At 68.4% G+C, this 12,933-nt stretch carries 11 protein-coding genes and 1 tRNA gene; 1 reads left to right on the forward strand and 11 read right to left on the reverse strand.

Annotation, left to right across the window (positions count from 1 at the left end):
* Positions 1–61 precede the first annotated feature (61 nt).
* The 7 genes from pepQ to rph form a co-directional block, all read right to left on the reverse strand.
* A complete protein-coding gene (gene pepQ, locus DI041_RS14605; RefSeq protein ID WP_136640008.1) occupies positions 62–1,393 on the reverse strand; it encodes a Xaa-Pro dipeptidase in 1,332 nt (443 codons plus the stop codon).
* A 75-nt stretch (positions 1,394–1,468) separates the two neighbouring features.
* Complete coding sequence (locus DI041_RS14610; protein WP_046986667.1) at positions 1,469–1,843, reverse strand: PilZ domain-containing protein; 375 nt, start codon at positions 1,841–1,843, stop codon at positions 1,469–1,471.
* Positions 1,840–4,122 carry a DUF1631 family protein gene (locus DI041_RS14615; protein WP_136640009.1) on the reverse strand — a complete coding sequence of 761 codons (2,283 nt, stop codon included), beginning with the start codon at positions 4,120–4,122 and terminating at the stop codon, positions 1,840–1,842. The genes DI041_RS14610 and DI041_RS14615 overlap by 4 nt, the downstream gene beginning before the upstream one ends.
* A 202-nt stretch (positions 4,123–4,324) precedes the next feature.
* Positions 4,325–5,551, reverse strand: coding sequence for a radical SAM family heme chaperone HemW (gene hemW / locus DI041_RS14620; RefSeq protein WP_046986669.1), 1,227 nt, complete (start codon positions 5,549–5,551; stop codon positions 4,325–4,327).
* Between the two features lie 56 nt (positions 5,552–5,607).
* Positions 5,608–6,204: an RdgB/HAM1 family non-canonical purine NTP pyrophosphatase gene (gene rdgB, locus DI041_RS14625; protein WP_136640010.1), complete on the reverse strand. Its 597-nt coding sequence runs from the start codon at positions 6,202–6,204 to the stop codon at positions 5,608–5,610.
* Positions 6,201–6,590 carry a VOC family protein gene (locus DI041_RS14630; RefSeq protein WP_046986671.1) on the reverse strand — a complete coding sequence of 130 codons (390 nt, stop codon included), beginning with the start codon at positions 6,588–6,590 and terminating at the stop codon, positions 6,201–6,203. Before DI041_RS14630 ends, rdgB begins: the two co-directional genes overlap by 4 nt.
* Positions 6,587–7,312 carry a ribonuclease PH gene (rph, locus tag DI041_RS14635; RefSeq protein WP_046986672.1) on the reverse strand — a complete coding sequence of 242 codons (726 nt, stop codon included), beginning with the start codon at positions 7,310–7,312 and terminating at the stop codon, positions 6,587–6,589. The genes DI041_RS14630 and rph overlap by 4 nt, the downstream gene beginning before the upstream one ends.
* Positions 7,313–7,436: 124 nt before the next feature.
* On the opposite strand from rph, the gene DI041_RS14640 reads away from it, so the two are divergent.
* Entirely contained in the window at positions 7,437–8,297 is an 861-nt protein-coding gene (locus tag DI041_RS14640; protein ID WP_046986673.1) for a YicC/YloC family endoribonuclease, read from the forward strand.
* Positions 8,298–8,354: 57 nt separating this feature from the next.
* On the opposite strand, the gene selD is transcribed toward DI041_RS14640, so the two are convergent.
* The 4 genes from selD to selA form a co-directional block, all read right to left on the reverse strand.
* A complete protein-coding gene (gene selD, locus DI041_RS14645) occupies positions 8,355–9,434 on the reverse strand; it encodes a selenide, water dikinase SelD (RefSeq protein WP_136640011.1) in 1,080 nt (359 codons plus the stop codon).
* Positions 9,435–9,460: 26 nt separating this feature from the next.
* A tRNA-Sec gene (locus tag DI041_RS14650) sits at positions 9,461–9,556 on the reverse strand.
* 24 nt (positions 9,557–9,580) lie between these two features.
* Entirely contained in the window at positions 9,581–11,512 is a 1,932-nt protein-coding gene (gene selB, locus DI041_RS14655) for a selenocysteine-specific translation elongation factor (RefSeq protein WP_136640012.1), read from the reverse strand.
* Entirely contained in the window at positions 11,509–12,933 is a 1,425-nt protein-coding gene (selA, locus tag DI041_RS14660; RefSeq protein ID WP_136640013.1) for an L-seryl-tRNA(Sec) selenium transferase, read from the reverse strand. Before selA ends, selB begins: the two co-directional genes overlap by 4 nt.

Raw genomic sequence — 12,933 nt, forward strand, 5'->3', positions numbered from 1 at the left:
CGCGAACCCACCCCGCCCCGCCAAGCGCGGCTTTTGATTTCAGCGACCAACCACGAGGGGCTCAGCCGTTCGCCGCCGCAAACTCCGGCCGCGTCAGATTGTCCGCTTCGCCCTCGGTGCAGAGCACTTCGTCTTCGATGCGGATGCCGCCGTACGGACGGAAGAAGTCCACACGGTCCCAGTTGATCGCATCGCCATGGCCGGCGTCCTTTACTTCATTCAACAGCATGTCGATGAAGTACAGGCCGGGTTCGATGGTCACCACCATGCCCGGTTCCAGCACGCGGGTCAGGCGCAGGTACGGGTGGCCGGCCGGGCGCTCGATGCGGCCGCCTTCATCGCTGGCCGCGAAACCGGCCACGTCGTGTACCTGCAGGCCGATCAGGTGGCCGATGCCGTGCGGGAAGAACGCGGCGCTGACGCCGGTCTCCAGTGCGGTCTGCGGCGAGACCTTGATCACGCCGAAGTCCTTCAGCACGCCCATCAGCGAAAGATGCGCGTCCACGTGCAGCTGCTTGTAGTCGAAGCCCGGACGCACCGCCGCGCACATCTGCTGCTGCGCGGCGTCGACGGCAGCGATCATCGCCGCGAACTCGTCGTGGCCGTGTGCGGCGTAGGTACGGGTGATGTCGCTGGCATAGCCGTGCGCGCTGGCGCCGGCATCGATCAGGAAGCTGCGCAGCGGCTGCGGCGCCTTGCGGCCCAGCTCGGTGTAATGCAGCACGGCGGCATGCTCGTTCAGCGCCACGATGTTGCCGTACGGCAACTCGGTGGCATCCTGGCCCACGGCCTGGCAGTACGCCATGTGGATGCTGAACTCGTCGGCGCCGTTGCGGAACGCGGCTTCGGCGGCGCGGTGGCCACGCACGCCCAGCACCTGCGCCTGGCGCATCAACGCGATTTCATACGGCGTCTTGCTGCCGCGGTGCCATTCCAGGTAGTTCACCACCGGTGCCGGGTTGTTCGGCACGTAACTGCCCAGCGCGCTCTGCGGCTCGCCGAGGATCGCGCAGCGCGACGGGTCGGCCGGCAGCAGCGCCAGCGCCTCTTCGGGCTTGCGGATGATGTGGATGTCGAAGTGCTCCACCCACCAGCCGCTGGGTGCGTCCGGTACCACGTGCCAGTAATCGAACGGCTGGTGGAAAATCACCGCCGGGCGCTTGCCGGGGGTGAACACGATCCAGCTGTTGGGCACGCGGGTCAGCGGCAGCCAGGCCTTGAACTGCGGGTTCACCGCGTACGGGTAGTCGCGGTCGTCGAACACCTGGTAGTGCAGGGTGCCGCTGGGCACCACCAGATGGTCGAGGCTGCCGCGGGCCAGCGCCTGTTCGGCGCGTCGGCACAGCACGGCCAGGTGGTCGGAATACAGGGCGCCGGGGTCTTGCTGGATCATTGCGGTGGCTCGACACGGAAAACGGCCCTAGATTCTGCCGCATACCGCGAAAAACCGCTGTGCCGGAACCGGCACTCAGGCCGTCGAAACCGGTCCCTCGTCGCTGTCCTCGCCTACCCATTGGCGCAGCAGCTGCCGATGTTCGCGTGACAGGGTCAGGAAGCGGAAGCCGGTCCAGCTCTGCCCGGGCGCGTGCGCCGGCTCGCTCCACAGCAGATGCACGCCGACGTCGATCGCTTCCTGGCGACCATCACCCATCGGCAGCGGGAAGCGCAGCTGGTACAGCGCATCTTCGCGCAGCGGGGCGCTGGCCAGCATCAGCATGCCGGTCTCGGAGACATTACCGAGCCGGCCGACCACGCATTCGCGCATCTGGTCGGTGACCGGCACCAGGTCCGAGACTTGGCGGCGCGGTGCGCGGCGCGTGTCCTGCGGTGGGACGGGTTTCATGCGTGGGTCTCCTGCGTGCGATCAGCGGCCAGTGCGCGCAATGCACCAAGGCTGGCCTGCCAGGCGCGGTCGACCAGCCGGCCCTTGTCCTCGGTGACCAGTTGCGCATGGCCAGCGCTGATCTGCCGGGCCAGCGTATCCAGGTCGGTGTCGGCGATCTTCTGCCCGCGTGCGTTGACCAGCAGCGCGTGGCCAGTCAGCAGGCTGTACCAGGACAGTCGCTGGCGGCGCAGCGTGCCGTCGTCGTTGCCGATATCGAACCAGCTGCCGAACGGCAGCGTCGACAGCTGCTGGTATGCCGCTTCTTCTGCACTGTTGCGCGGTGCGGTCGCCGCGGTACCGGCAGTCGTGCCGGCATGTTCACCCAGGCGTGCGCGCGCCTTCAGGCGAGCGCTCAGTTCGGTACGCGAGGTGCTGTCATCCTCACCACCGGGCGTGGCCAGGCGACGGGCGACGGCAGCAGCTTCCTCGGCGTGGTAACCAACCTGCAGCAAGGCCGCTTCGACCTCGGCGGCCAGTACCGTATCGGTGCCGGCAGCGGCACCCACCGGCTGTGCGGTCACCGCGGCGATGCGTTGGGTCTGCTGCAGGCGCTCCTGCCACTGCGGCGAGTCGTCGCCATGGCGCAGCCGGGTCAGGGTCAGGGCATCGGCCCAGGCCTGGCGCAACAGGGTCTGCACGAATCGCGGTGGCTCCTGCGCATCGCAGCACTGATCGATGCGGGCGCTGGCCTGGCGCCGGGCCAGTTCCAGCCGTTCCTTGCCGCGTGCGGCTTCCACGTGGCGGCGCTCGGCCAGTTCGGCACGATGCGCGGCGGCACGCTGGTGCTGCTGCACATCTTCATTGGCAGCGGCGAAGGCTTCCGGCGCGCGTGCATCCTGTCCAAGCAGGCCCTGCACGCTCTGCGCCATGCGCTGCAGCAGCTGCGGGTCGACATCATCGTCGCCCAGCCAGTTGGCACCGACTTCGGCGATCTGGTTGAGCAGCTCGCGCGCGGGATGTTCGTCGCGTACGAAGAAGCCCGGGTCGGCCATCGCAGCCCGCGCCAGCGGTACCTGCAGGCGCGCCAGCAGGGCGGCGGGTACCGGGTCGGGGCGCTGTTGCTGCTGCACCTGCTGCATCAGCATGCGCAGCAGGTCGAGGTTGTCGCGGTCATGGCTGCCCAACTGGGCCTGCGCGCCGTGTTCGCTGCGCAGTTGGGCGACAACGGCGGCCTGCAGGTTGGCCACGCCGGTGGCGGAACTGGACTGGGCCTGCAGGCGCGCGAGTACGGCGTCCACCGCAGCGCTGGGTACGGCATTGCTGTCCGCGGGTGCGGCGCTGGCATGGCGTGCCTGCTGCAACAGCTCATGCAGTGCGCTGCCGGTGGACGTGGTCAGTCCCGGCGTGGCGGCGGGGCCGGCAGCGCCGCCCTCGTTGAAGGCGTCCTGTACCAGGCTCGACCAGGAGCCCGAAGGGGCCGAACCGTTCCAGCCGGTCAGGGGCGCAGCGGCACGTTTGGCAGGCTGCGTGGTGCGGCCGCCACCTACCGACTGGGTGATGATCCGCCGCGTGCTCGAGGAACGCGCCAGATAGGGGGTGTAGACCAGCCCCGGCAGCACGCCGTGCTGGGCCAGCAGTGCATTGGCGCGGTCGAGTACATCGCCCAGCCGCTCCAGCACCTGCCGTTCAAAGCTGCGGTAAAGCGCCAGCTGCACCTCGGCGCCAAGCGCATCCTGTTCGGCCAGTCTGCGCACCATCGCGCACAGCGCCTGCGGCGCCAGTGGCAGGGTGTCGGCTTCGAAAGCCGGCGCTGCGGCAAGCACGCCCAGGCGTTGGCCCAGCAGGTTCAGCGTGTTGGTCGAACGCAGGGTTTCCCGCCGCACCATCTCGGTCAGCAGCAGGTCGCGGTCGACGTCATGCTCGGCTACCAGTGACAGCCCCAGCATGCCCGGCAGCGGTGGCGGAGCCGCGCTGGTCGTGGCGCCGGTGGGCGGCTCGCGCAGGCGTGCCAGTGCGTCGGCAACGGCATCGAGCATGCGGTCGGCGAAGTGACCGGAGAAGGTGTGCAGCTGGCCGCGTTGGGCCATCAGTTCAGATTGCTGCTGCGGATTGCGCGCACGGTCGGCGTCGTGCAGCAGGGTCTGCTCCAGTGCTTCGACGGTCAGGATCAGCGGCGCGGCCAGCGTTTGCCGGCACAGGCCGATCAACGCGCCCAGCAGTTCGCGCACCCGCGGTGGCAGGTCGCTCGCGGCCAGGCGGGCTTTGTCGGCAGGGGTGATGGAAAAGACAGCTGACATCGGCAGGCGGTACCCGGATTCCCGCGGATCGATCTGGTGAATCTACCGTGTCGGCCGCTGTCGGCGCTACTTTAGGGTGAATGTGCATCCCGTTCGCCAGGCATCGCCCGGCGGATGAACGGTAGTGCCGGCCACTGGCCGGCAACTCTGTCTTTACCGGATTGCCGGCCAGCGGCCGGCACTACCCATTACTCCAGGAAGCTCATTCCTCCAGGAACAGGCTCACCACATCGTTGGTGAAGCGCCGGCCCAGTTCGGTCGGCTGCACATGGCCATTGGTCACGTCCAGCCAGCCGCGCTGCACGGCCTCGGCCAGTGGTGCATCGAGCACGCTGCGTGGCAGCCCGGTGCGCGACTCGAAATCGCGCAGGCCAAAGCCTTCATGCAGGCGCAGCAGGTTCAGCATGTATTCGAAGGGCAGCCGCTCGGGTGCGATCACTTCGTCACCGCCGAACGAGGCTGGCGTGCCCGCGCTGTCCAGGTAGGCCTGCGGATGCTTGAGTTTCCAGCGCCGCAGCACGTGTTCCTCTGCACCGGAGCTGATCTTGCCGTGCGCGCCGGCACCGATGCCGAGATAGTCGCCGAAGCGCCAGTAGTTCAGGTTGTGCGCACTCTGCCGGCCGGGTCGGGCGTAGGCGCTCACCTCGTACTGGCCGAAGCCGGCCTGCGCCAGCAGCGCCTGGCAGTGCTCCTGCATGTCCCAGGCGTTGTCTTCGTCGGGAATGCCCTGCGGCGGTCGTGCGAAGAACACCGTGTTCGGTTCCAGCGTCAGCTGGTAATGCGAGATGTGCGCCGGCTGCAGCGCGAACGCACGTTCCAGGTCGGCCTCGGCACCGGCCAGGGTCTGTTCCGGCAGCGCGTACATCAGGTCGATGTTGAAGTTGTCATAGCCCGCGTCCTGCGCCATTTTCACGGCGCGTTCGGCCTCGCCGCTGTCATGGATGCGGCCCAGGCGCTTGAGCATCGCATCGTCGAAACTCTGGATGCCGAAGCTGAGGCGGTTCACGCCGGCCGCGCGGTAACGGTCGAAGCGGCCATGCTCGGCGGTGCCCGGGTTGGTTTCCAGGGTGATTTCGGCATTGGGCGCGAAGCGCAGGCGCGCGCTGGCCTGCTGCAGGAAGCGGTCGATCGCTTCCGGCGGGAACAGGCTGGGCGTGCCGCCGCCGAAGAACACGCTGTGCACCACCCGGCCCCAGACCAGCGGCAGATCCTGGTCGAGATCGCGCAGCAGTGCGTCGATGTAGGCGTCGAACGGCAGTTCGCCCTTGGCCTGGTGCGAATTGAAATCGCAGTACGGGCATTTGCGCACGCACCACGGCAGGTGCACGTACAGCGACAGCGGCGGCGGCACCAGTCGCGGCGGGCTGTCGTGGTCAGCGGAGCAGGCTTCGCCGGGCAGGTGGTTGCAGTGATCGTGGGCGTGCGGCATGGGTTTCTTCGGTAGTGCCGGCCGCTGGCCGGCTTCCCTGGGGAATCAGTAAGGCGTCAAAGCCAGGTCGCCAGCTGCTGCTTGAGCTGCTGCAGGGCGAGCGCACGGTGGCTGATGGCGTTTTTCAGGGCCGGCTCCATCTCCGCGGCAGTCAGGCCGTGGGTGGTATCCAGGAACACCGGGTTGTAGCCGAAACCATTCGTGCCACGCAGTTCGCGGATGATCTGCCCCTCCCAACGGCCTTCACAGATCAACGGCTGCGGGTCGGTGGCGTGACGCAGCAGCACGATCACCGCATAGAAGCGGGCGTCGCGCTGGCCATCGGGAATGTCCGCCATTGCCTCCAGCAGCTTGGCATTGTTGGCTGCGGCGTCGGTCGGGTGGCCGGCATAGCGCGCGCTGTACAGGCCCGGTGCACCGCCGAGGGCATCGACGATCAGGCCCGAATCATCGGCCAGCGCCGGCAGGCCGGTGGCTTCGCAGGCTGCGCGCGCCTTCAGCAGCGCGTTCTCGACGAAGGTCAGGCCGGTCTCTTCCACGTCGCCCAGGCCCAGCTCGGCGGCCGAGGTGATCTGCAGCGGCAGGTCGGCGAGGATCTCCCGCATCTCCACCAGTTTGCCGGCGTTGTGGCTGGCCAGTACCAGTTTCTTCATTGACGTGGCTCCAGCAGGTCCCAGGTGTTGCCATACAGGTCGCGGAACACCGCCACCGTTGCATAGGGTTCTTCGCGCGGCGCTTCCAGGAACTCGACACCAGCGGCCAGCATTGCCGCGTGGTCGCGGTGGAAGTCGTCGGTGTTGAGGAAGAAGGCGACGCGGCCACCGGTCTGGTTGCCGATGCGGCTGCGCTGTTCCTCATCGCTGGCGCGTGCCAGCAGCAGGGCGGCGGCGTTGCCGTCGGACGGACCGACCACCACCCAGCGCTTGTGGCCCTGGTCGATGTCTTCCAGCAGCGCGAAGCCGAGCTTGCCGGTGTACCAGGCAATGGCTTCGTCGTAGTCGGCCACCACCAGCGTGGTCAGGGCAAGACGCCGCTTCATGCCGACAGTGCCGCCTGCTGCGCGTCCAGCAGCTCGCGCACGCCCGTTTCGGCCAGGCCCAGCAGCGCATCCAGTTCATCGCGACGGAAGGCATGGCCTTCGGCGGTGCCCTGCAGTTCGATGAAGCCACCACCGTCGTTCATCACCACGTTCATGTCGGTGTCGCAGTCGCTGTCTTCAGCGTAGTCCAGGTCCAGCACCGGGGTGCCGCGGTAGACGCCCACCGACACGGCGGCCACCGCGCCCAGGATCGGGTTGCGCTTGATGTCGCCGCGCTTCATCAGCACGTTCACCGCATCGACCAGGGCCACGTAGGCGCCGGTGATGGCGGCGGTGCGGGTGCCGCCATCGGCCTGCAGCACATCGCAATCCAGGGTGATGGTGCGTTCGCCCAGCGCGTTGCGGTCCACGCAGGCGCGCAGGCTGCGGCCGATCAGGCGCTGGATCTCCAGCGTGCGGCCGCCCTGCTTGCCACGGGCCGCTTCACGGTCACTGCGGGTGTGGGTGGCGCGCGGCAGCATGCCGTACTCGGCGGTGACCCAGCCCTCACCCTTGCCGCGCAGGAAGCCCGGCACGCGGTTCTCGACGCTGGCGGTGCACAGCACGCGGGTTTCACCGAAGCACACCAGCACCGAACCTTCGGCGTGGCGGGTGAAGCCGCGTTGGATGACGACCGGGCGGAGCTGGTCGGGCTGGCGGCCGCTGGGGCGGGAATCGGACATGGTGCGGGTTCCGTAATGGCGAGGGAGTACGCCGCCACGCCCGCGGCCTTCACGGGGCGGGCAAGGGGGCTCTGGTGAGGGCGCTAGGGTACCATTCCCCCTTTGCACGCACCGGACACAATCCATGATTCGAAGCATGACCGCCTACGCCGGCGGCGAGCGGGTCACCCCGTGGGGCACGCTGGGCTGCGAGCTGCGCTCGGTCAACCACCGCTTCCTGGAGGTTGGTACGCGCCTGCCCGATGAACTGCGGGCGCTGGAACCGCAGCTGCGCGAGCGCATTGCCGCACGCCTGAGCCGCGGCAAGCTGGATCTGGTGATGCGCCTGCGCGCGCCGGAAGCCGCCGCCAACCTGCAGGTGGACGAGGCCCTGCTGGGCCAGCTGGGTCGCCTGGCGCACCGCCTGACCTCCGATTTCCCCAACCTGCAGGTCAGCTTTACCGATCTGCTGCAGCTGCCGGGCGTCACCCGTGGCGAGGCCACCGATGCCGCTGCCCTGCAGGCAGAGGCACTGGCCCTGCTGGACCAGGTGCTGGACGGCTTCGTCGAGGCCCGCGAGCGTGAAGGCAGCAAGTTGTCCGCGGCCATCAGCGAGCGCGTGGACGGCATCGAGCGCATTGCAACGGAAGTGCGCACCCTGATTCCGGCCATTCGCGACGGCCAGCGCGCCAAGCTGGCTGCCCGACTGGCCGACCTGCCGCACCCGGTCGACCCGGGTCGTGCCGAGCAGGAACTGGTGCTGTGGCTGCAGAAGCTGGACGTGGATGAAGAACTGGACCGGCTGGGCAGCCACATTGTCGAGATCCGCCGCGTGCTCAAGCAGCGCGAGCCGGTCGGCCGCCGCCTGGACTTCCTGCTGCAGGAGTTCAATCGCGAAGCCAATACGCTGGGGTCCAAGTCGGTGGACAGCCGTACGTCCAATGCGGCGGTGGAACTGAAGGTGCTGATCGACCAGATCCGCGAGCAGGTGCAGAACATCGAGTGATGTTGCATCCAGTGATACAGCAGGGGCGCCTTCGGGCGCCCTTGTCGTTTCAGCGCATCAGCGCACGCTGACACCCGGTGTTCCCGCACTCAACCGCCCCACCACGGCCGCCTGGCCGAACCCGGCGTCGTGGAAGCAGGCGAGCACCGCATCCACTGCCTCCGGGGCGCAGGACACCAGCAGCCCGCCGCTGGTCTGCGGGTCGGTCAGCAGCGGCTGCCAATGGGCGGGCAAGCCCTCGGCGAAGCGCACCTCGGCGCCATACGAGGCCCAGTTGCGGTTGGAGGCGCCGGTTACGCAGCCACGTTGCAGCAGGTCCAGGGTCTGCGGCAGCAGCGGCACCCGTGCACTGTCCACCTCGGCAGCCACGCCACTGGCGCGGGACACTTCCAGCAGGTGGCCGAGCAGGCCGAAGCCGGTGACGTCGGTCATGGCATGCACGCCGTCCAGCGTGGCAAGGGGCACGCCCACGCTGTTCAGGCGGGTGGTCGACTCGATCATCTGCTGGTAGCCGTCGGCGTCCAGGACTTCTTTCTTCAGGGCTGACGAGTACACGCCCACGCCCAACGGCTTGCCCAGCACCAGCACATCGCCGGGGCGGGCATCGGCATTGCGCTTGAGTCGTTGCGGGTCGAGCACGCCGATCGCGGCCAGGCCATAGATGGGTTCCACCGAATCGATGCTGTGGCCACCAGCGACCACGATGCCGGCGTCGGCGCAGGCGCGTTCGCCGCCCTGCAGGATGCCGCGGATGGTGTCCTGCGGCAGGGTATTGATCGGCATGCCGACGATGGCCAGCGCGAACAGCGGCCGCGCGCCCATTGCGTACAGATCCGACAATGCGTTGGTGGCAGCGATGCGACCGAAGTCGAACGGGTCGTCGACAATCGGCATGAAGAAGTCGGTGGTGGCGACGATCGCCTGATGGTCATCCAGGCGGTACACCGCGGCATCATCGCTGGTCTCGCGGCCGACCAGCAGTTCGGCCGGTGCGGGAAGTGCGGGAACCCCGCGCAACAGTTCGGTCAGCACGCCTGGCGCGATCTTGCAGCCGCAGCCACCGCCATGCGCGAGAGACGTCAGTCGTTGCGGGGCATCGGCCGTTGAAGGAGCGGGGAACTGCACGTGCGTGGCCATGCCGACATCTCCTGCGGAAACACGAATGGCGGAAGGCAGCAGGAGTCGAACCTACCAGGGAACGATCGACGCCCCCTACTGGGTTTGAAGCCCAGCCGCATGCCCGGATGCGCATGCCTTCCGAAAGTACGGCAATGCCGGTGGGCTCAGTCGCGGGCTGCATTCCACTGCAGGTCGCCGCGCGGCCGATGCTGGTCACCGACGCGTCGAGTGTAGCCAACGCGATTGAAGAACTCCAAGATCTGGATGCTGCGCTTGCGGCCGAGGCCGATGGCATCGCGGAACGCCGCCGCATCCACCGTGCCGCTGGCCTGTGACAGCTGCGCGACGATCGCGGCCAGCTCGGCGATGCGGGCCGGTGCATAGAACAGGTCGGGCACCACCTGGAACAGTTCACCACGCGCGGCAGCGCGGCGCAGGACCGCGCGGACCTCATCCTCGGGCAGGCCGATGTCGGCCGCCAGGGTACGTACCCACGGCGGATCGAAACCGCCCGCGTGCAGTTGCGGCAGCACGCGTTCGAGCAGCAGGCGTTCGCGTTCCGGCGGTGCGTGATCGTGGCCGGGCAAGCGCCACCATGCACCCGCGCGCTGCACGCTGCCATCGTCGAGCAGGTCCTGCAGCAGGGCGTTCCACAGGCTGGTTGCCAGCGCAGGCAGGGCGCTGCGCTGCAGGCGTCCACTGTCGACGCCGGGTTCGTCGGGGCGGCGCTCATGCCAGCCGCGCAGCGAGGTGAGCACCTGTTCGCGCAGCGCCTGCCAGTGCGGGGCAAGAATGATCACCGTGTCTTCGCGGGTAGTGATGCGGCGCGCGTCGTCGGGCAGGTCGATCCGGTCGGCGGCACGCCGGCAGTAGCGCTGCAGGGCGCCGAGGGGAATGCCGGCGGGTGCCTGCTGCAGCAGCGGGCCAACTCCAGCGGCGGCCGCCAGTTGCTCCAGCGCACCCAGCCACGCGAGCCGCGCCGGGCTGCGCCGACGCCGCTGCGGGGGATCTGGATCGAGCACGACACCACCGCCCAGGGTACGGGTCGCGGCCGAATCGCGGGCAATGAAGCGGTCGCCGCACATCGCGCAGACTGGTGCGTCGAACACCAGCTGCACCAACTGACCATCGCCGTGGTCATGGTCCTCCAGCAGCACCACGTGGGCCTGCCGGTACATCGTGCCCCAGTGGATATGCAGTGGCGCCCAGTCGCGCAGAGGGGCTTCCCGCGCGGAAAGCCGCAGGCGCACATCGACACGGGTGGTGGCCAGCAGCGCGCGCGGGTCGGCGATCCAGTCGCCGCGCGTGATGTCGTCGCGGGCGATGGCGGCCAGGTTCAGCGCGCAGCGCTGCCCAGCCACCGCCTGTTCGCTGGCCTGGTTCTGCGCGTGGATGCTGCGCACGCGAACTTCAGTGGCGGCCGGCATCAGCTGCAGATGTTCGCCAACAGTAGCCACGCCGCCATGCACTGCGCCGGTCACCAGCGTGCCGTGGCCGGCCAGTGAGAACACGCGATCCACCGGCATGCGGAACAGTTCGCTGCGCAGCCCGGCCTGGCGCATGCTGGCACCATCCGCGACCCATGCGTGCAGTTGGGTACGCAGCGCGCTGACGCCTGCGTCTTCAGGTGACGTGCTGTTGCAGGCGAACATGGGAGCGTCCTGCAGCGGCGTGCCGGCCAGCAATGCAGCGATCTCGATTTCGACCCGAGCGAGGCGTGCGGCATCCACGCGGTCGATCTTGGTCAACGCCACCGCGCCACGGTCTACGCCCAACAGCTGCAGGATCGCCAGATGTTCGCGGGTCTGCGGCATCACACCGTCGTCGGCGGCAATTACCAGCAACGCGACGTCGATGCCGGTGGCGCCGGCCACCATGGTGTGTACGAAGCGCTCGTGGCCGGGCACATCGACGAAGCCAAGCGTGGCTGCTGGTCCTTCTCCGGCGGCGGCTTCAACGGGCACATAGGCGTAGCCCAGCTCAATCGATATGCCGCGCGTGCGCTCTTCCTGCAGGCGGTCGGTCTCGATGCCGGTCAGCGCCCGCACCAGGCTGGTCTTGCCATGGTCGATATGCCCGGCGGTGCCGACGATCATGCCTGCAGCGTGCTCCATTGCGCGAGGAAGGCGGCTTCGTCAGCAGGCTCGAGACAGCGCAGGTCCAGCCACAATGCGTCATCTGCGATGCGGCCCAGTACCGGCTGTGGCAGCTGGCGCAGGCGCTTGGTCAGGCGATCCAGTCCGCCACGGCGTGTACTGGTGACGCGCAGTCCGGCACTGGCCAGCTGTGCCTGCGGTTGCGCACCGCTGCCGATCTGGCTGTGCATCGCCGCGCGTTCAAGGCTGTGCTCCGAGGCCAGCCCGTCGCGCATCGGTTGCAACAGACGCTGTGCCTGCGCATCGATGTCGTCCTGCGTGCGCGACAGGGTGCGCAGGGTCGGCAGCCTGTGCGCCAGCAGCTCCGGCTCGCGGTACAGGGCCAGTACCGCTTCCAGCGCGGCCAGCCCCATCTTGTCCATGCGCAGCGCGCGCTTCAGCGGGTTGCGGTTGATCCGTGCGATCAGATCGGCGCGGCCGGCGATGATGCCGGCCTGCGGTCCGCCCAGCAGCTTGTCACCGCTGAACGAGACCAGGTCGGCGCCGGCCGCCAGCGTTTCCTGTACGGTCGGCTCGTGCGGCAGGCCGAACAGAGCCAGATCGCACAGGCTGCCGCTGCCCAGATCCACCACCAGTGGCAGGCCATGCTCGTGCGCGATCGCCGCCATCTTCGCGGTCTCGACCTTGGCGGTGAAACCGGTGATCGCGTAGTTGCTGGCGTGAACCTCCATCAGCAGCGCAGTGCGCGCGCCGATGGCGTTGGCGAAGTCGGCCGGATGAGTGCGGTTGGTGGTACCCACTTCCAGCAACCGCGCGCCGGCGCTGCGCATCACATCGGGAATGCGGAAGGCACCGCCGATCTCCACCAGTTCGCCGCGCGACACCACCACGTCGCGCCGGTTGGCCAGGCTGTTGAGCAGCAGCAGGACCGCCGCCGCATTGTTGTTGACCACGGTTGCGGCTTCGGCGCCGGTCAATTCGCAGACAAGCGCCTGCACCCGTGCATCGCGGTCGCCGCGGCGGCCCCGGCTGATGTCGAATTCCAGATCGACCGGTGCGGTCATCGCACGCGCCACCGCCTGTACCGCAGTCTCGGGCAGCAGGGCGCGGCCCAGATTGGTGTGCAGCACGGTGCCGGTCAGGTTGTACATCGGCTGCAGGTCCAAGCGTGCATCGCCGGCGAGCGCTGCGTTGAGTGCGGCGACCAGCGCCGGGCCGTCAATGGCCTGCTGAAGTGCCTCGACCGAGAGCTGTGCGGCAACGATGCGCTCACGCAGCGCCTGCAGATGCACGCGCAGCAGCTGGGTGACGCGGCTGCGCCCGTGACTTTCAATCAGTTCGGACAACGCCGGCAGTCGCAGCAGCCGATCCAGCGAGGGCAGGGCAGCGGCTGATGCTGGAGCAGGAGGCGTGCGTGACAT

This window comes from Stenotrophomonas maltophilia, assembly GCF_004920835.1.
Classification (GTDB): domain Bacteria; phylum Pseudomonadota; class Gammaproteobacteria; order Xanthomonadales; family Xanthomonadaceae; genus Stenotrophomonas; species Stenotrophomonas maltophilia_AQ.